Raw genomic sequence first — 22317 nt, 5'->3', positions numbered from 1 at the left:
CTAATGAAGAGTTGAAATCAGAACTGGATCTATTGAGGCTTAATGTTCAATTAGCTGATCAATTAGATCTAAAATAAGTTGTTGTTGTTTTTTCGAAAGCAAATCAAATTTGTTATTAAACTTTATGGATTCTATATTTACAACAAAATTTTGAGTGGATGAGCCTTCGCCATATCTTAACCATTCACTACTGACACGTAACCATATTGAAATGATCTGCAATTTTTCTTGACTAGGAATTGCATTTCCATTTAGCCAGTTATGTGCAGTTTGGGTACTGATCGGTGAACCAGAATATCTCAGGTTAAATTGTTTTGATAAATAAGTGGGACTTATTGGATGTTGTAATTGATCAAGGCTTGATTTTAATCTTTCACTAAAAGCCTTTTTTTCATGAATTTTATCCATATAAATGTATCAATACCCTCTGCAATAATTTCTATATCAGTATATATGGAAATTAAAAAATATTATCCATTATAAATACATAACGAGTTAAATAAAAGTAATTCATACAAATTGCTACGTTTAATTTTTTTAATGTTACATGAAAAATACAGTAATCCTTTCTTAAAAAAAGAATTAATTAATCAATTTTTAATTTAAAAATAAATCAAGTTTTGATTGATATATATTTAAAGCAATATTAGAATCCCTATGGGAAACAAAAAAATGTCTAACTTCTACAATAAATACTTATTAGAAGTTAAATATGCTTGAACAACGTTGAAATAATATTCAGCAGGAATAATTTATGAAATTAGTAACCAAAAAAACTTCACTTGCACTTGCACTTGCAACTTTATCTAGCGCAACTATGGCAGCTGATTATAGCTATCGTCCAGCAACAGATGCGAAATTAGGGGGGTACGATCAAACCAGTGGTACTGTTGATGCAAAAGGTAATCAACTAACACGTGAAACAGCAAATAGTGATAAAATAGTATCCACTACAGCAAAAGTAGCTGGTAAAAAAGTTGAAGATAATGGTGTTAGTTATCAGCAATACGGTTATACAGAAACTCGTAAAGGTGAAGTAGCAACATCAAGTACAACAACTAATGACAAAGTCACTGATGCAAATACGCAATCAAGTCGTGATGAATTTATTTTACAAAGCACTCAACAAAGTGGTGTAGTGACCCGGGCTGCAAATACACGCGTACAGTTAAATGATAAAGGTGCTGAGGTTGCAGGTTCTGAAAAACGTACTAAAGATTCATCATTCGAATTTAGCGCTGATGATTTAGCAAAAGTTAATGATGCTATTAAAAAAAGCTTCTATAGCAAAAACGTGAGCACTGCTTATGTTGCCGCTGATAGCCGTGCAACAACTGAAGAGCATCAACAAAAAGTTACAGATCTCAAATCTGAAGCTAAACGTGATGCAAATGGTAAAGAAATTGCAGGACAGTTTATTAGTACAGGTACTGTAGCATCTGAATTCAATTCTAAAGATGAAACGTTCAAATCTAAAGCAAATGCTGCAGGTAAAATTCAAAGCTTAGATGCTGCTGGTCGTTTAACTACCTCTGAGCATAGTAATACTTCTGAAACTGTAAGAACTGATTATGCACATAATGACAAAGGTGAAGTTGCAGGTTATAGCTTAAGTGCTGACAAGAAATCTTTAGATGAGTCTAAAGTTGTTAATACGAAAACAGCATATACAAATAAAGACACAACTTATGATCAAGTTGCTGCATTAAGCGTAGATACAAGTTCAACATCTAAAACTGATGAAACAGCGACTTCATTATTAGATAACTTTAATTATGTGAATAACTCAACCGAAACTAAATCTGATAAATTTTATAAAGATGGTTTGAGTAATCTAGCTTATGAAAGTTCTTTAAGTTCTACAACATCCTCAACAGATCGTGAATTTAAAAAGAATGCGAAAGGCGAATATGAACTAGCCAATGGCAAACCGATTGTTGCTTCTACTACAGTAACTGATACATCAAATGAAAAATTTGACTCAGCATATCAACCAACTCAATATGCTTCTGGTAAAAATCAAGGTAAAGATTACGAGATCTTTAACAATGGCATTAGCACTCGTGCTACAGATTCAGCGGTACAAAAAACTTTAGCTAAATCATCTACAAGTGAAACAAAAACCTATGCTGATGGTTTTGTAGCACATAATAAAACAACATCAAACGATTCTGCTGACTATGCACGTAGCCAACAAGAAAATATTGAAGTAAATCGTGTATTAGCAGATCAAGCAACTACAGATAGCAAGCAACTTGGTAAATTAACGCTTGGTTCGGTTGTGACTAAAGCGGGTACTGATGCAAGCTTTAAAGCGGGTACTGTTGCTCTAACTATTGAAGATTCTATTAACGATCAAATAACTTCAAACAATTCTATTCATATCAATAAAGATGCTAATGGAAATATCATTCTTAATGAAGGTAAAGAAGTTAGTATTGATCAAGTTCGATCTTGGAAAGATGAAAACGGCAAAACACGTCATTATGTTGTCATTGGACAAGATTTAGATGGTAATGATATTCGTAGTGAGGTGACATTTATAGGTCCTACTGCTGGTACGGCTAAAGCGATTGTTGTAGATACTGCTAAAATTGAAAAATCTACAAAAGATTTCCAAGAAAAAGTTGACCATGGTGCTGCAACTGTTTATGACTTAAATGCTAAACAAACTTCTGAAACTGCAACAACTTCAAAAGATGGTAAAACTGTTTATAATTCTGACAAATCTTCTAAAGCAGAAACTGTTAAATTATATGCAACAGGTAAAAATGCTTTAGCTCGTGAAGCGACTCAATCTGAATCTAAAGTTGCAGTAGAAACTTACTTTGATCGTGATGAAGAAGGTAACTTATTGGTTGATGCTAAAGGAAATGCTGTAGTTGTTGGTGTTTCAACTGAATCAAGTTCTGCTAATGCTGCTTTACAACAATATCAAGCTGGTCAAGAAAAAGTTTGGACTAAAACTTCTTCTTCTAAAAAAGATAACCAAGAAACTGATGCTAAAGGTACAGTCGTTGGGTTTGATAAAGAAGATAAGTCACTTGCAGCGACTCAATATGCTGAAGGTAAAAATGCACTTGATCGTACGATTGCTACAACAAATAACTCATCTAGCAAAAAAGCTGACTTGATCACTATCGCTTCTGAACCATACTATGGTGTAGATGAGGGTGGTAATTCTTTAGCGTCTAAAAATGGTGTTTTAGCTATTGATGAATTAGGTCAAGAAGTTAAATCTATCCAAGAGCCTAAATTTGCTACGACAGAAGCTGTTCGTGAGCAATCTACATCTAAAAAAGTAGATGAAAATGTTTACCAAACAGGTGCAGTTGCTTACAAAAAATCTGAACAAGATTCTTCAAGCGAAAAATATACCTATAAAGATGGTAATGTAGTTGCTCAAACTTCTAAGTCAACTAATGATGTTTCACTTTATAACCACGGTCAAAGCGATAAATATCGTGATGCTGTGAAAACAAATACAATTACAGGTAATGGTAAGACTTATGAGCTAAATGCTAAAGGTGAAGCTGTTGTTAAAGATACATATGAATATAACAGTAATACCAAAGAAACCGCTGTAGATTACCAAGAAGGTAAAAATGCATTAACAAGCTCCAAGGTTAAAGAGTTAAATAGTACCGGAAAAGTTGTTACTGATGCGAGTACAACGGCATCTAAAGGTTCAGCTAAAACTGAAGATTTGTTTTACCAAGCAGACCAAAAAATTGCAACAGAGAAAAAAGCTGAGTCTAACTTTGAAACTGCTGTAAGTAATAAAGATAAATCTAGTTATACATATGCTCAATCTGCAAAATCGCATGAAGTTGTGAATAACACCGATATGGGCTTGTTAGCATCTCAAGATGTGAAGCAAACGAATACTTCTGAACGCACTGAAGCTTTAGCTAAAACAGGTACAGATGGTAAATCAACTAATGTAAGTATTACACGTGGCACAGATTCTGTTTTACGTACAGATGAAAGTACAACGGCTAAAGTTTATGGTTCTGAAACCAATACAGCAGCAGATGGTGTGAAAACTGTAGTTGCTAAAACACAAACCTCAGTATCAGATAAGTTTAATACTTTTGAGTCAGATACTATTAATCGTACTGAAACTAAAGTTGCAGCGGACAAGACATCTACAGCGAAATCTGAAACTCGTGTGGATAATGTTCAAGGTATTACTTTAACTGAAGAAAAAATCACAACGGATGCTGCTGGTAAAGCAACAACTACGGTTGTAGGTTCTACTTCAATTAAAGCTGGTGAAATTAAAGTTGGTGATGTTACGATCAATGCTGATAAAGGTTTAAATGCTGGTAATAAAGTAATCGGTAATGTTGCGAATGGTGTTGTAGATTCTGATGCTGCAAATATGGGGCAAGTTCGTTCATTTGCATCAGATTTGAATCGTCGTGTAGACGATGTTGAATCAACTGCTTATCGTGGTATTGCAATAGCATTAGCTGCTCAACAACCAGTTCCTAACATCCAACCAGGTCAGTTTGCTGTATTCGGCGGTGTAGGTCACTATGAAGGTGAGTCTGCAGGTGCACTAGGTGTGACTACAGTATTTGGTGATGGCCGTACATCGCTAAGTGGTGCAATCGGTGTTGCTGGTGGTAGCGAAGTTGGTGGTCGAATCGGTGTTTCTTATGTATTCGGTGGCAAATAATTAAGTTTTTAACTTAATAAAAAATCCTCGCTTTATGTGAGGATTTTTTTACACTTTATTTTTTCCTGAATAAAGTTGACACTTTAAAGTTATCAATTGATGCTAAGCACTTCAGAAAAATATCTTCTTTAGGACTTACGCACTATAATTTTCCCCCACTTTTGTGGCAGAAGATGATTCTTATCTAAAATAAAACTATTAATGAAACTCTTGATAATTAGTCTAAATACACTCTTCTGTAACTGATAAATATTCATAAAAATATTATTCGATTGTATTTTTTGTATTTGCACATAAGCCATTAATGATGCAAAAATATGATTGTTAATGAGCTTCGCTCGTCTAACCTTAACTTTTCAATATGACATATTTGTTTAATTACTCGATGATATTGCTCAACCTTCCAATGACTTACATGTAAATCTTGAAACCTATAGTAAAACCGTCTAATCTCCCATACATATATCAAAAAATCGATTAAAAAGAGTATCTATCGAATCAACTAGCCATTCTCTCCTTTTCTTCTTCGCCCATGCCCACATTTTCTCCATTTCGTCTTGCACTAAACTTCAAGCAGTGCTTGAAGTTTGTTCAGGATTGAGATCTGGACTATAAGGAGGAAGCCAGAGTATTTGATGCCAATATTGCATTATTAAGTCTTGAATATCTTATCGTTTATGAAATGCAGTATTGTCCATGACAATTACACTGTTCTCTGGCAATTCTGGTATTAAAAATTTCTCTACCCAAAAGTGAAATACATCTGAATTCACTTTGCAATCAAATAAACCCACTTTAATTGCTCTAAATCTTTTAAGTATTGTTCTCTGAGTTCTGTTTATGTTTTTGGGTGGTGTAAGGTCTTTTTTTAACTTTAATTTTTAGTAGCTTAAGGACATCGCCAATTGTAGATTTACCATAACCAAAACGTGCAGCTCGTTCATATTAAAATCATCAGGGTATTTTTCAACATCTGCACATAGTGCATCATCAACTTTAGAGGGTTTCCTTGGTCGAGTTCTTTTATTTCGATTCGTTTCTTCCATTCGACAATTGTATTTTTATCAATTTCAAATTGTAGAGCAACTTCTCGAATAGAATGACCTGCTTCCAAGCTTGGCTAATATTTTGTTCCTAAAAGGGATTAGATAACTCATATCATCATTGTATTTCTTTTTGCAGGATTGGCTATATTGTTTAGGGGCTTAAGAAGCTACAGCGGGTTTTCACGGAGTAGTTTGAGCAAATTGAAGTACAAATTACTGTGCCGATGATTGAAACGATACTCTAAGATGCAGATAAAACATTTTCTTGTCAATTCCATTGAATTTAATTAAACGCTTTTTTGCATATCCCCAAAATGATTCAATCCCGTTTATATGCCGATCACCACATGCAAACTCATTGTTGCCATGATTAACACCTAGATGTTTATTGAAGCCCAGATCGACCAGCCCATCATAACCACGCCATCCATCAGTATTAATCACTGAGTCCAGCTCAATATGACCTCTGACAATCCCTTGCAGCGTGGCTTTGGAGCAATCGAGTATAATTTCTGTGTAGACATTACCTTCTCGTTTTAACAGTCCAAAAACGATAGTTTTTCCTGAAGCACCACGTCCCCGTTTACCACGAATACGATGTGCCCCAAAGTAAGATTCATCAAGCTCAACCACACCTTCAAAAGGAGAAATTTCTTCACAAGCTTGGGCTATTTTATGACGAATTTTGATGAAGATAGAATTGATGGATCGGACAGAAATATTGGTTAATTCAGCGGTGTCTGTAGCAGTAAAATCCATGGCAAAAAAGCGAATAATCTGCCTGAATTTCGCTTCTGTAATTTTAGAACGTAAATAGTATCTGTTTTTATGTTTCATATTAGGAAGTTACCATATAGTTTAGATATGTTTACTTCCTAAGCCCCTTGTTTAATACTGCCAATGCGTAAGTCCTATCCTTTTAAATAATTTCTAAAAATTTTGCTTTGTTAGGGATGTTTATTGATAGAAATATGAATTTTTTATTTTAATCTTTTTTATAAATTTGATATATTTTTAACCAATAAAAAACTATAATTAACCACTTTAAAAAATTGTCATTTTTTGAATAAAATGCTTATTTTTATTGGTTTTTAGTATGTAATCCTACATTATCTTCAAAGAAATAGGTAAATTGGACTAAGAATCAAATAGTTTAAGATATGCATAAAATATTATATGAATTGTTGGGGTAATACATGGAAAATGAAAGATCACATCTTCATCAGATTCTTTCAAATGTAGATTTTATCCAAAGCTTAAGAAGTGTTGAAAAACTAGATTTAGTTTCTTTTATTTCAAAGTTACCTGTACCTGTTGCTATTTTAGAGTTTGATTCTCGTTTGCTCGTTGTTAATCAGCAATTTGCTGATATTTTTCAAAGTGATGCTTTATTTTTAAATGGTAAGTTATTAAGTGCATTTTCTAGCAGTTTATATGCTGATTTTGAGCTTGCATTAGAAAAATTTGCAACAGGTGAAAAGCAAGTTGATTTTGAATTTTATTCTAAAGGTCATTTTTACTTGTCTTATTTTAAAGCAATGTATAGTGCGGATCAGCAAATTAATGCTGTGATATTGGTTTGTGCAGACGTGACCCGTTTAAAACGTCGTGAAAAAGTATTACTGCTAAATAATCAAAAACTGCATGATCATTTGTTTATTGATCATATTACGGGTTTGCCAAATAAAATGGCATTTGATCAATATCTGCAAGAAAAACTCGTTGAAAATTTAGCAGATAAATATACTTTTTTGAAAATTGACTTAGACCATTTTAAAAAGTTTAATCAACTGCATAGCTATACCCAAGGCGATCACGTCTTGATGGAAATCGGTAATATTTTGGATGATGAGTTAAATCCAGATCATGCACGTATTTTTCGTTTAAACTCATCAAGTTTTGTGATTGTTATTAAAGATATGACCTCTTGGGCAGTATTTACCTTGGCTGAACGTTTAAAAATGAGAATCTTCCAAGAAAATATTACCATCCAAGACCAGCAAAATGACGTATTGACTGCATGTATTGGTATATACCATTTGGCTTTACCTTACCGTGCGCATGATATTTTGCAACAGCTTGATTTGGCGGTGCGCCATGCTAAACAACAAGGGGCTAATTCTATTTATGTTTTAAATGGCTAAGGTTTTTAATTTTTATCTTTCTTTATTTAAATAAACCTTGAAATAGATGCCTGTGAAGATGTTTCAATGTAGAATATGCAGGGCTTAAATTTGAGTTACAGTGACTCATCATTTGAATTTCGAGGCAAAAGTGACCGCAATTTCTAATGTGAATGCAGATGTATTAAAGCAAGCGCAACAGCGTATTCAGCAGGATTTACAAATAGCATTAGAGGCTTTTTCTCTTCCTGAACCTTTAAGATCAGCAGTGCATCATGCTGTAATGTTGGGAGGAAAACGCGTACGACCAGCATTGTGCTATGCAACTTCGGCATTACAAGTGAATAATCCAAATTTTGCAGCAGTGCGCCGTGCTGCGGTTGCAATTGAATTAATTCATTGCTATTCACTGGCACACGATGATTTACCCTGTATGGATAATGATTTGTTGCGTCGTGGGCAACCGACTTGTCATGTGGCTTTTGGTGAAGATACTGCGCTTTTAGCGGGTGACATTCTACAGTCTATGGCATTTGAAGTATTGGGCAGCCGTTTATTTGATCAAATTCAGCCGATTGATACTGCAATTATATTAAAACAAATGCAGATTCTAGCTACTGCATCTTCTAAAATGGTTTGTGGGCAAGTGTTGGATTTACAAGCAGAAGGTCAGCATGTAGATCAAACACAACTGGAAAATATCCACAGAAATAAAACGGGTGCTCTAATCCAAGCGGCAATTATGATGGCTGCTGTGACAATTTTTGAAGGGACTGATCACGCTATTCCTCAGTTACGTCAGTTTGGGCAAGCGATTGGTTTGGCTTTTCAAGTACAAGATGACATTTTAGATGTGGTGTCAGATACTGTCTCATTAGGTAAAACAGCAGGGAAAGATGAACAGGTAGATAAATCAACTTATCCTGCATTAATGGGTTTAGAAAAAGCCAAAGCTTATGCGCAAAGCTTACACCATCAAGCCTTTGAAGCACTAGCTTATTTCGGTGAAGATGCTTTGGAACTGAATCAGATTTCAAATTTTTTATTAGCCAGAAAAAGTTAAGTTAAGATTTAAAGATTGTGAAATCGCAAGTGAAATAAAATTGTTGCTTGCGATTTGTGGTTGATCTTAAAAATAGAGGAGATGTGTCTTATCGCTTTATTTATTTTTCACCTCAATCAAACTACTGAGTTTCTCAAAAGCACTGTCACGATCTAAATACTTCACCGTTTGTACCACTTCTTGAATTTCAGCTTTCGTCCATTTTTCTTTTTCTGCAGTAAAAATAAAAGAAGATAACCAAATAAAGAGTGTGTCTTGAGGTCGAAGGTGAAGGTGTTTTAACTTTTTCAATTTTCTCTATCCAAATGAGTTTATCGCTATTATATTAAAAATAATTGTTGCAATAATATAACATATCTTTTTATTGTGTCTTGAGACAAAAATACATTACTTATTTTAAATTTCAATCAAATTGACAAGTTTTTCAAAAGCACCATCGCGATCTAAATTTTTAACAGCTTTTACAACTTCTTGAATTTCAGCTTTTGTCCATTTTTCTTTTTCTGCAGTAAAAATAAAAGAAGATAGCCAAATAAAAGTAGGATCTTGAGGGCGCAAATTAAGACGTTTTAACTTTTTCAATGAAAGTCTCCCCAAATCAACATTAAAAAATTACAATAACATAATATTTAATTAATATGTAATGTGATTTTTGACAAAAATGGGACATTTTGTGTCCCATTATCGTAAGGAGACTAGATGAAACAGAATTATTTTAAGTCTTGATAAATTTGATCTGCTTGCTCAAAACGTTGAACTACATCTGCATTTGGTTTTTTACTGAGTAAACTGACAACTATAATTGCAATCACAGATGCTATAAAGCCAGGAATAATCGAGTAAAGTTCTGTTGCAATCAAAGCAGGTACAGTCACCCAAAGAATCACTACCACAGCTCCTACTACCATGCCTGCAATTGCGCCTGATAAAGTCATACGTTTCCAGGACAAGGAGAAAATAATTAAGGGACCAAATGCTGCACCAAACCCAGCCCATGCATTTGCCACTAAGCCCAATACCTCTGAGTCTGGATCATGCGCTAAAACAATCGCTAAGACCGCAATCAATAACACCATTAAACGCCCAACCCAAACTAATTCTTTTTGCGAAGCTGATTTACGAATAAAGGCTTTATAAAAATCTTCCGTTAAGGTGCTTGAACATACTAATAATTGACAACTTAAAGTACTCATCACTGCTGCTAAAATTGCAGCCAATACAATACCTGCAATCCAAGGATTGAATAAAATTTTAGTGAGTTCAATAAAAATCAATTCATGATTGGCGCTGACACTGCTCGCAAGTTCAGGATGTAGATAGAAAAATGCGATACCAAAGAAACCAGCAGCGACAGCACCACCGAGACATAGAGTCATCCATGTCATCCCAATACGGCGTGCATTAGGAATAGATTTGATCGAATCTATTGCCATAAAGCGCACTAAAATATGTGGTTGTCCAAAATAGCCTAAGCCCCAAGCAAGCGATGAAATGACCGCAACAGTACTTAAATCAGTAAATAAATCTAATGCATGTGGACGTGCAGCTTCTAGTGCCATTGTCACTTGTGATAGATCCCCGATACTTAAAATAGTCACAATTGGGGTCAGTAATAACGCAAAAATCATCAATGTTGCTTGAATGGTGTCTGTCCAACTCACAGCCAAGAAACCGCCAATAAATACATAACTGATGGTTGCAACAGCACTAATCCACAGTGCAGTGTTATAGGACATATCAAACATGCCTTCAAACAAACGTGCACCTGCGACCATGCCTGAAGCACAGTACACTGCAAAGAAGATCAAAATCACGACAGCAGAAATGACACGTAACACTTTTTTACGGTCATCAAAACGATTTGAAAAATAATCAGGCAAGGTGAGGGCATTATTCTGTACTTCGGTATGCACACGTAAACGACCTGCAACCAGCAACCAATTCAGCCAGGCACCAAGAATCAAACCGACCGCAATCCACATTTTTGATAAACCAAACAGATAAATCGCTCCAGGTAAGCCCATAAGTAGCCAACCACTCATGTCTGATGCACCAGCGGATAATGCAGTGACAAAGCTACCTAAACGGCGTCCACCTAAGATATAGTCAGAAAAATCTTTGGTTGCTCGATATGCCAATAAGCCAATCACAAGCATGGCGACAATATAGAACATAAAGGTGATTAGGGTTGGGTTTAGGGAGCTCATACGCAGTCCAAGTGTATGTAAGACAACTATCTGAAATGGGGTATTTCAAAAAATAACGTGAAATTTAAGCACAAATTCATAATATTTGCTGACTAATTATTGTGCATAAGAAAAAATAGGCAGCCTAAACTCTGCCTATTATATTGAAAAATAAAATATTAGTTATTTCTACCCATGACACCACGAATCGTATTTAATACATCTGCTGGTAATACCACAGTTTTAGCATTATTCGATTTGGCCATATCTTGCATAGCTTTGACATATTGCTCACCTAACAAATATGCCACAGGAATTTCTTTATCTCCCACCGCAGAAGTCACCATCGAAATAGCTTTTTGAGAAGCCTCTGCTAATACCACTTGTGCTTCAGCATCACGACGAGATGCTTCCAAACGTCCATCTGCCTCTAAAATAGCCGCTTGTTTTTCACCATCCGCTTTGGTGACCGTTGCACGACGCTGACGTTCAGCCGCAGCTTGGGCTTCCATCGCTGACTGCATGGTTGCAGAAGGCTGAATATCTTGAATTTCTACAGTTTTGAGGGTAATTCCCCAGTCTGAAATGTCATCAGAAATCGCAGCTTTTAGCTTAGCTTTGATATGGTCACGTGAAGATAAAGCATCGTCTAAATCCATTTCACCCACGATAGAACGCAATGAGGTTTGTACGAGGTTTTGAATTGCCCATGTATAGTTTTCAATACCATACACTGCTTTTTCTGGTGTAGTGATATTGATATAGGCAACTGCATTCATGAGCAATACAGCATTGTCACGGGTAATAACTTCTTGTGAAGGAATGTCTAATACAATATCTTTGGTGGTAATTTTATACGCGACTTCATCAACATAAGGAATAATAAAATTTAGTCCTGGGCTTAATGTACTGTCATATTTACCTAAACGTTGCACGATCCATTTATAGCCTTGCGGAACAATGCGAACACCTTTGAATATTGTGACTACGACCAAGACAGCGAGAGCAATTGCAATAATTGAACCAATTGACATTTTTATTCCTCTTTTTTAAAAAATTATAATGGGGATTGGGTGGTTTGATGAGGTTGGATCACCAAATCATTGCCTGAAATATCAACCACACGGACACGATCACCTACTGCAACAGGGGAGAGTGATCGACAGTTCCATTCATCCGCACCTAAAACAGGCATTGGAAAACGTACTTTGACTTGATCATGGGCTAAATCAGCTTGAATCACCATACCGATTTGACCAATGGTGGATTCACGTGCCAAACCTGCTTTGGTTTTATCTTTAGACAATGGTTTGATAAATTTGAACCAAGAAACCGTACAAGTCACTGACAGAATGAGCCAGAAGATGATCTGAGTAGTTAATGACATACTTGGAAAAAGCCAAAAAAGAATGGCAACCAAAGTCGCTGCGATTCCAAACCACAATGCAGCAAAAGAAGGCAGAATTAGTTCAAAGAGTATCAAAAGAACACCCAAAACCAACCAATGCCAAGGTTCTATTATAAAATTCATACGTCTACTCTAATCGTGATCATGGAGGTAGATGACGAATCATCATATCCAATGTAACAGATTGAAGTGAAAATGAATATTAAAAAAATGACCAACTTGTTGTTATAAGCAGTGAGTCATTTTTTTCAAAAACTAGATTCTGGCTTTAGGCGCAGGTTGTAATGCAGCAGGAGATTTTTTAAAGTTGTTAATGGCATTTTGAATGGCAGTAATCTTGAGTTGGGCTGCTTTTTCGCCTTCCAAAATCGCTTGATTACTTGCTTTTAAGTCCAAAGTCCCTAAATGTCCAACTTTAGGTTGAATCACGATATTGGCTTGAGAAAGTTCAGAATTAATACTTTGTTGGCCCATAATATTAATGGTTTGATCAAGCAAGCCCCACATGTTCATCGGTTGACTGCCTGATGGACGTGCAGAAATATCTACTGCAATCACAATATCTGCGCCCATATTTTTTGCAGTTTGCACAGGAATTGGGCTGACTAGTCCACCATCGACATATTTAGTATTACCAATCGTTGTTGGTACAAAGACATTGGGAATACTGCAAGATGCTCGAACAGCTTGTCCTGCATTGCCTTTGATAAACTCTGCTTTTTTACCATTGTCTAAGCGTGTTGCCACTGCAGCAAAACGAATCGGGAATTTTTCAATCGGTTTATTTGCGACATGATTATTTACGTAATTTTGTAGTTTTTCACCCAAAACTATGCCTTGTCGGTTCAAGGTCAAATCTCGAATATCGGATTCTTTGAGTTGTAAGGCGATTTGTTGCATTTGATAAGGTGTTTTACCACTGGCATAAATACTACCAACAAAACTGCCCGCACTAGTACCTGTCACGATCTTTGGTTTAATGCCATGTGACTCCAATACTTTGATCACACCAATATGTGCAAAACCTTTCGCACCGCCGCCGCCTAGAGCAATCGCAATCACAGGTTCACGTGCTTTAAGCGTTGTAGTTGTGGGTGGGTTTTTTACGGTTTTATCACAACCGACCAATGCCAAACCAAGTAAGCCGATGAGTCCAAAGTGTTTTATCTGCATGGTATTTGTCTATTCATCAATCAAGCAAAATATGCGCAACATCACAACAGATTACGATATTATTTTCTAGCGCTTTATAAAAAGTTTTTGTAAAGGTTTTGCCAATCGAGCTGGATTTTTTGGAGAAAAACGACCCTCATAATGCTTAAAAATTTGGGCTAGATCGGCATCGTAGTCGCCAGTCGGTTGTAATACTCCCAAACAACGAATCACTTTGGCATCATAATCAAAAGCAAACATGACGATCGGAATATTTGCGCCCATGGCAATATGATAGAATCCACTTTTGATTTTTTCAGCTTGTTTACGGGTACCTTCTGGCGCAATTGCGATCCAAATTTTGTTGGTCGATTGAATGACATTGACAATTTGTTGGGTTAATCCATGCGGTGAGTCACGATGTACAGGAATTACTCCAATCCATTTAAACAACGTGTCAAATGGTGGTTTAAATAAACTGTCTTTACCAAAAATCGTCACCTTTAAGCCAATGCCGAGCATCGCTAAAAATGCATACAATCCATCAAAGTTAGAAGTATGTGGTGAAACAATTGCGACCGCTTTGGGGATATTTGGAAATTCGCCGTCAAAGCGCCAGCCTTGCACAAGGTAAAGTTTTTTAAAAAAAGCTCTACTTTTTAAGGTTCCACGATAAGGCACTTGGTCAGGAAGTTCTGGAAAATGTATTGTCATTGTTCATATAGCACTAAAACTATTTGTAAATATAGGACTTTAGCTAAAAATTATACATTGATAAATGCATATAAATTAGCACAATAACAATTCTTAACCCACCCCCATTTAAGTGAAAGGCAAATATCTTATGCTAAAAGCACCACAACTCTATGTTTTGCTGTTTTCATTGTACTGGGCGCAAGGTTTACCTGTAGGTTTTATGACACATGCTTTGCCTGTGATTTTACGTGCGCAAGGGGTTTCGCTGACACATATCGGTGGTTTTGGTTTGTTGATGGCACCTTGGGCAATAAAAGTGTTGTGGGCACCTTGGGTTGATCGTTATGGTTCATCGGCTTTTGGGCATTATCGAAGTTGGATTATTCCCAGTCAGTTACTTACCGTTGTCATTTTAATTATTTTGTCTTTTTTACCGATCCAAGCCTTAAATCAACCTATGTATCTTTTAGGGTTTTTTATTGCGTTGTTGTTGATGAATGGTATTGGTGCAACGCAAGACATTGCTACGGATGCGTTAGCGGTGAATATTCTGAAAGGTGAACAACAACATTGGGGCAATATGTTTCAAGTGGTGGGTTCACGTTTAGGATTTATTGTGGGTGGTGGGGCGATTTTATGGGCATTGGATAGTTTGACATGGCAAATGACTTTTTTAGTTTTAGCCGCAATCGTCTTTTTAAATATTATTCCTGCTTTATGTTACCGAGAGCCACAACACCATTTACATATGCAACAGTCCAAGCCATTTGATCAAACATTGCTTTCATCACAGACATTGCAGCATATTCAAGCGTATCTACGCTATTTTTTACATACAAAAATAATGCTGCTGTGGTTGGTCGTATTATGTAGTATTAAAATTACTGATGGCTTAGCAGGTCCTATTACTAAACCTTTGTTGGTGGATTTAGGCTTATCTTATGCTCAAATTGGTGTGTATATCACTATGCTAGGTGCGGCAGCAGCGTTGTGTGGTGCAGGTCTAGCTAGCGTATATTTACAGTATTTTTCACGTGTTCGAGCGCTCATTTTATTTTCTATTTTAAAGTTAACCAGTTTAGCGGGATATGTTTGGTTGGCTGATCAACTTGAACAACAGATGAAAGTTAATTATGTATTGATTTATTTGATTAATGCCTTAGAAGATATGTTCTCTGCCATGTTGTTGGTCGTGATTTTAACTTTGGTGATGCAATACAGTCGTAAAAGTCACGCAGGGACAGATTTTACTTTTCAAGTGTCTGTGATGGCTGCGGTCAGTGGTGTGTTATATAGTCTTAGTGGTATTTTAGGGGATTGGTTGGGGTATTTTGATTATTTATTGATGATTTGCGGTATTGGATTATTGTGTTTAATCCCCATCTTTATTTGGGCACAACAAGAACAAAAACAAATATAGGAAAATTAAACCAATAGTAAAATATAAAATGATATTAAAATGATTAATTTTAATAAGTTAATTATATTTCTTAAAACTTTTTCAGGTTAAATTAAGTATTTTTTAAGTTTTAATTTTTACAGTCAAACATCTTTTATGTACGACGATCAGACTGAGATGTTGGGTTTTATACAAAAAAAATTTAATCGAAAAATTACCGTATCATTCAGCGCTTTTATCTTGGTAATCGCTGTGTGGTTAGGTGTGTGCTTAAACTTTGCATTCTATCGTCAGATCCAGCTTTTAACGCCTTATCAAGGCATAAAATCATTTGCTTTTTTGGCGGCAACTGCGGTTATTTTGATTGCATTATATAATCTCATCTTACAGATTTTAGGCTGGAAATGGACACTAAAAGCTGTCACGATTTTATTGGTTTTTGTGGGTGGTTTTAGTGCTTACTTTGTTAATTCATTGGGGGTGGTGATTTCGCCAGACCAAATTCAAAATATGATACAAACTGATCCTGCTGAAGTGCGTGATCTGATCTCACTACGCTTTATATTATGGACAGTTGCATTTATTATTTTGCCTATTGTATTGATTTTAAAAATTAATATTATTTCTGAATCCATCTCGAAAACATTGTTAAAAAAATTAGCCAGCAGTGTGGCTTCTATTGCTGTTATTGGCTCTTTACTATTTGTTTATTATGTCGATTTTGCTGCGATATTTCGGGAACATCGAGACTTAAAGGGGATGATTTCTCCACAAAATGTATTTGGTGCAACCAGTTCTTATTTTCATAAACGTGCCCCAAAAGAAAATTTACCTTTGATTCGTTATGGTGAAGATGCACATTTGGTTGAAGATACAGGAACACAAAAACATCCAAAATTGATGGTATTGGTGGTCGGTGAAACTGCACGTGCAGAGAGCTTCTCTCTCAATGGCTATAACAAAAATACGAATCCAGAATTATCCAAACAAACTGGTATTATGAATTACACACAAGTGAGTTCATGTGGTACAGCTACAGCAGTATCAGTGCCGTGTATGTTCTCTGGAATGCCAAGAGCAGAATATGATGAACAACTGGCAAGTCATCGTGAAGGTTTACTTGATATTGCACAACGTGCCGGTTACAAGGTGACATGGATTGACAATAATTCAGGTTGTAAAGGTGCGTGTAATCGAATTGAACAGTATACAATTCCTGAAAGCTTAAAACAAAAATGGTGTAAAGCGGGAGAGTGTTTAGATGGTATTTTGGTGGATAGTTTAAAACAATATATCTCTACAATTCCGAAAAATGATGCTACACCTCGTTTAATTGTATTACACCAAGTTGGCAGTCATGGTCCTGCTTACTATAAACGTGCACCGAAGGAGTTTCAGGCTTTTCATCCGACGTGTGATACAAATGCGATTCAAGGTTGTACGCGTGAAGAATTATTGAACAGTTATGACAATAGTATCGTATATACCGACTATGTGTTGAATCAAGTGATTGAAATTTTAAAAGCACAAACACAATATAGAACTGGTTTTTGGTATTTGTCTGATCATGGTGAATCTACGGGTGAGCATGGGATGTACTTACATGGTGCACCATACTCAATTGCACCGAGTCAGCAAACTCATGTACCAATGTTGATTTGGTTCTCGGAGAGTTGGAAACAAGCCAATGCCGCACAGGTGAATTGTTTAGCGCAGCAAAAAACCAAAAGCTTGAGTCAGGATAATTTATTTCCGAGTTTGTTAAGTCTGTTGGGCGTTAAAACCCAAGTGATTAACCAAAATAATAATATGCTCAGCCAATGCGCTGTACGTAGTTAATACAGGAAGCCAAACATGACTAAAATCTTAATGATCGAAGATGACTTTATGATTGCTGAATCTACGCTAACTTTATTGCGCTTTCATGAGTATGAGGTGGAATGGGTCAATAATGGTTTGGATGGTTTAAAGCAGTTGACCAATCAAAGCTTTGATTTGATTTTATTAGACTTGGGCTTGCCAATGATGGATGGCATGCAAGTACTGAAGCAAATTCGGCAACGGGTAGCAACCCCTGTATTGATCATCTCTGCACGTGACCAACTGCAAAATCGTGTGGATGGATTAAACCAAGGCGCAGATGATTATTTGATCAAGCCGTATGAATTTGAAGAATTAATTGCACGTATTCAAGCTTTATTACGCCGTTCAAATCAAACACAGAGCCTACAATCAGGTGCTGAAATACTGAAAAATGGCGATTTGGTATTGGATGTAGAGCAACATTTAGCGACCTTTAAAGGCGAACTTGTGGAATTGTCTAAACGTGAGTGGGCGATCCTAATTCCACTGATGACCCATCCCAATAAAATATTTTCTAAAACCAATTTAGAAGATAAGTTATATGCTTTAGACAGTGAAATTAATAGCAATACCATTGAGGTGTATGTGCATCATATTCGCTCAAAATTAGGTAAAAATATTATTCGCACCATACGGGGTTTGGGCTATCGCTTGGGTCAAGCATAAGCCATAGATCAAAAAAGTAGATCAAAAAAGATGAAACAAAAACAGCACTATTCTCTGCGAAGACGTTTAATTCTTTATGTTTCATTATTTAGTGTGTTAATGGGCTGTGTGCTCATTTTCACTGCTTATAAAATTTCATTGCATGAAACCACTGAAATTTTAGATGAGCAAATGGTGTATTTGGCGGAGCGTGTTGCCAAAAATGCACGACCTTTAGAAAGCGAATTTAACCACCAGAAACGCTATCACGAAGAAGATTTATTTATAGATGTTTGGGCATATAGTGAACGTAAAGATTTAAGTCATGCCGATCATTATTTGGTGGAGCCTAAGACCAAAGCTGGTTTTTATACCCAAGACACTGAACATGGCACATGGATTGCTTATGTACTGCCTACAGAAAAATATCAAATTCAAATCAGTCAGCAATTTCAAGTCCGTGAAAAATTAGCATTTGAATTGGCAGGGACGATGTTTTTACCCTATGTGTTGATTATGCCATTTGCCCTATTTGCATTGATTTTGATTATTCGTAGAAGCTTAAAACCCTTAGAGGAATTTAAATCTGAACTGTCTTTGCGTGATTCAAATAGTTTAACATCCATTCAAAATAGTCATTACCCTGAAGAACTTGTACCTACCATTAATGAAATGAATCATTTATTTGAACGCATTTCCATTGCACAGCAGGAACAACGTCAATTCGTTGCCGATGCAGCACATGAGTTAAGAACTCCCATTACTGCATTAAATTTACAAACTAAAATTTTAATGAGCCAGTTTCCTGATGATCCTAACTTATTGAATCTAAGTAAAGGTTTGGCACGTATGCAGCATTTGGTGACACAACTATTGGCATTGGCAAAGCAGGATGCATCTTTAAAATATGAGCGACCAGCTACGACTTTTCAGTTGAATGATGTCGCATTTAACTGTGTTGAACAATTATTAAATCTTGCGATGCAAAAAGATATTGATTTGGGTTTTTTACGCAATGATCCTGTACAGATGTTTAGTGTTGAGCAAAGTGTGCATTCAATTATTTTTAATTTAATTGATAATGCCATTAAATATACGCCTGATGCAGGTGTGATCAATATTTCTGTATTTGAGGATAGGCATGGTTCTGCATTTATAAAAATTGAAGACAGTGGTCCTGGGATTGATGCTGAATTATACGATAAAGTTCTAAAACGTTTTTATCGTATACATCATCATCTGGAAGTGGGCAGTGGCTTAGGGCTGTCAATTGTGGAAAAAGCAGTACAACATTTGGGGGGTATAATGACTTTATCTCGTAGTGAAGAACTCGGAGGCTTAGACGTTTTGGTAAAATTACCCATGCAGTTGAGTGATCAGTAAAGTTTAAAAAAAGGTGAAATCAAAATATTTCACCTGCTCAATGATAGCGTATTTTGTTGAAACTTCTTATAAAAAACAGCGTATAAGACTACATTTAAGCTCCATATTATCCAAGCTGTCCAAAGATTATGACTGAGGAAATGTGCGCCTCGCATCATTTGCCCCCACCCCATAATAAAGCCTAAAGTTAGAGCTAAAAACAAGAATAAATAGGCATATTTTTTTGAAACTAAGCGATAGACAAAAAATCCTGTCATTAAAGCAAAACCTGTACTCGCATGACCGCCAGGAAAACAATGTCCATACGTTGCTGAAAAGTCCCAGATAAATCCTGTCGGAGTGACATGTGTCATATTCCATGGACAGGCATGGCGAGATTGAGATTTTAATAAACCCACTACACCTGTAGAAAATATACTGACCCAAAACATATAGCCGTAGCGCCAACGATAAGGTTTTAAACGTTCTAATTTGAAAGAGGCTAGCCATAAAAATAGAAAGCTGACATAGCCTAAAATAAAAATATTTTTCAAATACTTATGATTCCATTGCACCAAATAATAATTGTCACGATAGAAAAAATGTCCAAATTGATCCATCCAAGGTCGCATTAAACTTTGGTCAATTGCACCACCAATAGGAAAATAAAGCAGTAAAATCAAACATGAAATAACGCTAAATGTAATACATGTCAGCATGAACTTTTGAAAATTTGAGAAAACCATATTGGATAAAATATAAAATGTTCATGAAAATAGGGGTTATGATTAAAGCAATTTAAACTTAAATTAGAATTAATCTAGACCGCTTTAGTGAACATCAACATTATTCATAGTTGTTTTTAATTAAAGAAATACAATGAAAATTCAAGCAGTACTTTTTGATTTAGATAGTACATTAATGCATCGTGATCAGAGTATAGTGGTCTACGCTCGCCAGTTTTTACAAGATTTTTCCTCCAACGCTCATTATTTTGATGAAATTATCAGTTCAGAATTGGTCGGGATCAGTAAGTTCAAACCAGAATTTTTTTAGAAACCTGTCAGCGCTTCAACATATCCCCACACCAAGCTTTATATATTGGTGATTATCTTCTAAATGACTATACCGGGGCAACGAATGCAGGATTAAATGCATTATTGCTGAATGGGTTTCATGAAGGTGTTGCATATATTCCACAGCGAATTGATAAATTAAAACATGTTGTAGATTATCTAGATTAAGTATCAATGAATTTAAATAAAAAACTTCTAAACATAGAAGTTTTTTATTTTTATAACCAGTATCTTAAAAAATGGCATCTTCTGAATTTGCTGAAATCTTATGAATAGATAAGTCAGCACCACGAAATTCATCTTCTTGGCTTAAACGAATGCCCATTGTAATTTTTAAAATACCATAGACAGCAAATGCACCGATTAGCGCGATGCAAATAGCAAACACAGTCCCCAAGATTTGTGACATCATTGCCACACTCCCTAAGCCCCCCAACCATTTTTGTCCAAATAGACCGACAGCAATACCACCGAAAGCACCACAGACACCGTGTAGAGGCCAAACCCCCAAGACATCATCTACTTTGAGTTTATTTTGAGTATAAGTAAATAATTTTACAAAGAAAAATCCGGCACACATTCCAATTACTAAGGCACCCATAGGGTGTACAACATCTGAACCTGCACAGATTGCAACTAAGCCAGCCAAAGGTCCATTGTGTAAAAATCCTGGGTCTTCTTTTCCAAAGAAATTTGCTGCAATTGTACCACCTACCATTGCCATAAGGGAGTTGATCGCCACTAAACCAGAAATGGCATCTAAACGCTGTGCGCTCATGACATTGAAGCCAAACCAACCCACAATCAAAATCCATGAACCCAAAGCTAAAAATGGAATAGATGACGGGGGATGTGCGCTTATGCATCCATCTTTTTTATAACGCCCATGTCGTGCACCCAATAAAATTACGGCTGCGAGTGCCATCCAACCGCCCATCGCATGTACCACAACTGAACCTGCAAAGTCATGAAAAGAGGCACCAAAGGTATCTTTTAACCAATCTTGCAAACCAAAATTTCCGTTCCATGCGATGCCTTCAAAAACTGGATAAACCAAAGCAACCAAAAATAAAGTCGCAAGCGCTTGAGTTCGCATTTTGGCACGTTCAGCAATTCCCCCGGAGATAATGGCAGGAATAGCAGCAGCAAAAGTTAATAAGAAGAAACAACGCATCAAGTTATAGCCATGCTCAGCCGAAAGCTGTGCGCCTGAATGAAAAAAATGTTGACCATAGGCGATGTAATAACCCACAAAGAAATAAGCAATCGCTGAAATGGAAAAATCAGTTAAAATTTTACTGAGAGCATTCACTTGGTTTTTGTGGCGAACTGTACCCAGTTCTAAGAACGCAAAGCCTGCATGCATAGCTAGTACAAGAACTGCACCGAGTAAGAGAAAGAGTAGGTCAATATTTTGCATAAGGGGAACTTGTTTAGTGCTGTATGTCACAATTTGCTTCAAGTATAACGAGCTATTTCTAGGCGTGAAGAGGAAGAGATAAGGAAAAAATTGATAAAAAATGCTAAAGAATATACAAGACTCGATATAAAGCAAAGTGTCGCACCAAGTTGGAATTTATGCACAGTTTTGGAACATTATTAAGAGATCTAGGT

General features: G+C 36.1%; 19 protein-coding genes and 3 pseudogenes. 9 read left to right on the top strand and 13 right to left on the bottom strand.

Annotation, left to right across the window (positions count from 1 at the left end):
* Positions 1-39 precede the first annotated feature (39 nt).
* The gene (locus tag DJ533_RS14055; RefSeq protein WP_065994659.1) at positions 40-408 is read right to left on the bottom strand and encodes a transcriptional regulator; all 369 of its coding nucleotides are present in this window, start codon (positions 406-408) and stop codon (positions 40-42) included.
* A gap of 346 nt (positions 409-754) precedes the next feature.
* Between DJ533_RS14055 and DJ533_RS18955 the strand changes: the two genes are divergently transcribed.
* Positions 755-4684: a YadA-like family protein gene (locus DJ533_RS18955; protein ID WP_065994658.1), complete on the top strand. Its 3930-nt coding sequence runs from the start codon at positions 755-757 to the stop codon at positions 4682-4684.
* 128 nt (positions 4685-4812) lie between these two features.
* Here the strand turns inward: DJ533_RS18955 and DJ533_RS14045 are convergent.
* The 3 pseudogenes from DJ533_RS14045 to DJ533_RS14035 all read right to left on the bottom strand — a co-directional run.
* Positions 4813-5114: pseudogene (locus DJ533_RS14045) on the bottom strand (IS701 family transposase); the annotation flags it as partial.
* Between the two features lie 383 nt (positions 5115-5497).
* Positions 5498-5841: pseudogene (locus DJ533_RS14040) on the bottom strand (IS630 transposase-related protein).
* Between the two features lie 56 nt (positions 5842-5897).
* Positions 5898-6567, bottom strand: a pseudogene (locus tag DJ533_RS14035) (IS1595 family transposase).
* 359 nt (positions 6568-6926) lie between these two features.
* On the opposite strand from DJ533_RS14035, the gene DJ533_RS14030 reads away from it, so the two are divergent.
* Together DJ533_RS14030 and DJ533_RS14025 are read left to right on the top strand one after the other, a co-directional pair.
* Positions 6927-7874, top strand: a complete 948-nt coding sequence (locus DJ533_RS14030) for a GGDEF domain-containing protein (protein ID WP_065995510.1) — start codon at positions 6927-6929, stop codon at positions 7872-7874.
* 130 nt (positions 7875-8004) lie between these two features.
* Positions 8005-8916, top strand: a complete 912-nt coding sequence (locus DJ533_RS14025) for a polyprenyl synthetase family protein (protein WP_065995524.1) — start codon at positions 8005-8007, stop codon at positions 8914-8916.
* 96 nt (positions 8917-9012) lie between these two features.
* On the opposite strand, the gene DJ533_RS14020 is transcribed toward DJ533_RS14025, so the two are convergent.
* From DJ533_RS14020 to DJ533_RS13990, 7 genes are all read right to left on the bottom strand, one after another.
* A complete protein-coding gene (locus DJ533_RS14020; RefSeq protein WP_065995511.1) occupies positions 9013-9207 on the bottom strand; it encodes a hypothetical protein in 195 nt (64 codons plus the stop codon).
* A 105-nt stretch (positions 9208-9312) separates the two neighbouring features.
* Entirely contained in the window at positions 9313-9498 is a 186-nt protein-coding gene (locus tag DJ533_RS14015) for a hypothetical protein (RefSeq protein ID WP_065995512.1), read from the bottom strand.
* A gap of 128 nt (positions 9499-9626) precedes the next feature.
* The gene (gene putP, locus DJ533_RS14010) at positions 9627-11123 is read right to left on the bottom strand and encodes a sodium/proline symporter PutP (RefSeq protein WP_065995513.1); all 1497 of its coding nucleotides are present in this window, start codon (positions 11121-11123) and stop codon (positions 9627-9629) included.
* Positions 11124-11281: 158 nt separating this feature from the next.
* The gene (locus tag DJ533_RS14005; protein ID WP_065995514.1) at positions 11282-12136 is read right to left on the bottom strand and encodes an SPFH domain-containing protein; all 855 of its coding nucleotides are present in this window, start codon (positions 12134-12136) and stop codon (positions 11282-11284) included.
* Between the two features lie 23 nt (positions 12137-12159).
* Positions 12160-12633 carry an NfeD family protein gene (locus DJ533_RS14000; protein ID WP_065995515.1) on the bottom strand — a complete coding sequence of 158 codons (474 nt, stop codon included), beginning with the start codon at positions 12631-12633 and terminating at the stop codon, positions 12160-12162.
* A 132-nt stretch (positions 12634-12765) separates the two neighbouring features.
* Complete coding sequence (locus tag DJ533_RS13995) at positions 12766-13683, bottom strand: patatin-like phospholipase family protein (RefSeq protein WP_065995516.1); 918 nt, start codon at positions 13681-13683, stop codon at positions 12766-12768.
* Positions 13684-13749: 66 nt separating this feature from the next.
* The gene (locus tag DJ533_RS13990; RefSeq protein WP_065995517.1) at positions 13750-14376 is read right to left on the bottom strand and encodes a lysophospholipid acyltransferase family protein; all 627 of its coding nucleotides are present in this window, start codon (positions 14374-14376) and stop codon (positions 13750-13752) included.
* 130 nt (positions 14377-14506) lie between these two features.
* Between DJ533_RS13990 and DJ533_RS13985 the strand changes: the two genes are divergently transcribed.
* The 4 genes from DJ533_RS13985 to DJ533_RS13970 all read left to right on the top strand — a co-directional run bounded on the left by DJ533_RS13985 (position 14507) and on the right by DJ533_RS13970 (position 19648).
* Positions 14507-15778 carry an MFS transporter gene (locus DJ533_RS13985; protein WP_065995518.1) on the top strand — a complete coding sequence of 424 codons (1272 nt, stop codon included), beginning with the start codon at positions 14507-14509 and terminating at the stop codon, positions 15776-15778.
* A gap of 156 nt (positions 15779-15934) precedes the next feature.
* Positions 15935-17596, top strand: a complete 1662-nt coding sequence (locus DJ533_RS13980; protein WP_065995519.1) for a phosphoethanolamine transferase — start codon at positions 15935-15937, stop codon at positions 17594-17596.
* 15 nt (positions 17597-17611) lie between these two features.
* Complete coding sequence (locus DJ533_RS13975; RefSeq protein ID WP_065995520.1) at positions 17612-18286, top strand: response regulator transcription factor; 675 nt, start codon at positions 17612-17614, stop codon at positions 18284-18286.
* A gap of 30 nt (positions 18287-18316) precedes the next feature.
* Complete coding sequence (locus DJ533_RS13970; RefSeq protein ID WP_065995521.1) at positions 18317-19648, top strand: ATP-binding protein; 1332 nt, start codon at positions 18317-18319, stop codon at positions 19646-19648.
* Positions 19649-19677: 29 nt separating this feature from the next.
* On the opposite strand, the gene DJ533_RS13965 is transcribed toward DJ533_RS13970, so the two are convergent.
* Positions 19678-20346, bottom strand: a complete 669-nt coding sequence (locus DJ533_RS13965) for a phosphatase PAP2 family protein (protein ID WP_089024813.1) — start codon at positions 20344-20346, stop codon at positions 19678-19680.
* A gap of 160 nt (positions 20347-20506) precedes the next feature.
* Between DJ533_RS13965 and DJ533_RS18950 the strand changes: the two genes are divergently transcribed.
* A complete protein-coding gene (locus DJ533_RS18950; RefSeq protein WP_228716482.1) occupies positions 20507-20683 on the top strand; it encodes an HAD family hydrolase in 177 nt (58 codons plus the stop codon).
* Positions 20674-20871 carry an HAD hydrolase-like protein gene (locus tag DJ533_RS18945; RefSeq protein ID WP_081406164.1) on the top strand — a complete coding sequence of 66 codons (198 nt, stop codon included), beginning with the start codon at positions 20674-20676 and terminating at the stop codon, positions 20869-20871. Before DJ533_RS18950 ends, DJ533_RS18945 begins: the two co-directional genes overlap by 10 nt.
* A gap of 64 nt (positions 20872-20935) precedes the next feature.
* Here DJ533_RS18945 and DJ533_RS13955 read toward each other — a convergent pair whose 3' ends face one another.
* The gene (locus DJ533_RS13955) at positions 20936-22123 is read right to left on the bottom strand and encodes an ammonium transporter (protein ID WP_065995523.1); all 1188 of its coding nucleotides are present in this window, start codon (positions 22121-22123) and stop codon (positions 20936-20938) included.
* Positions 22124-22317: the final 194 nt, after the last annotated feature.

The sequence above is a fragment of the Acinetobacter defluvii genome (genome assembly GCF_001704615.3).
Taxonomy (GTDB): domain Bacteria; phylum Pseudomonadota; class Gammaproteobacteria; order Pseudomonadales; family Moraxellaceae; genus Acinetobacter; species Acinetobacter defluvii.
This window is presented reverse-complemented; position numbering and strand designations above follow the sequence as displayed.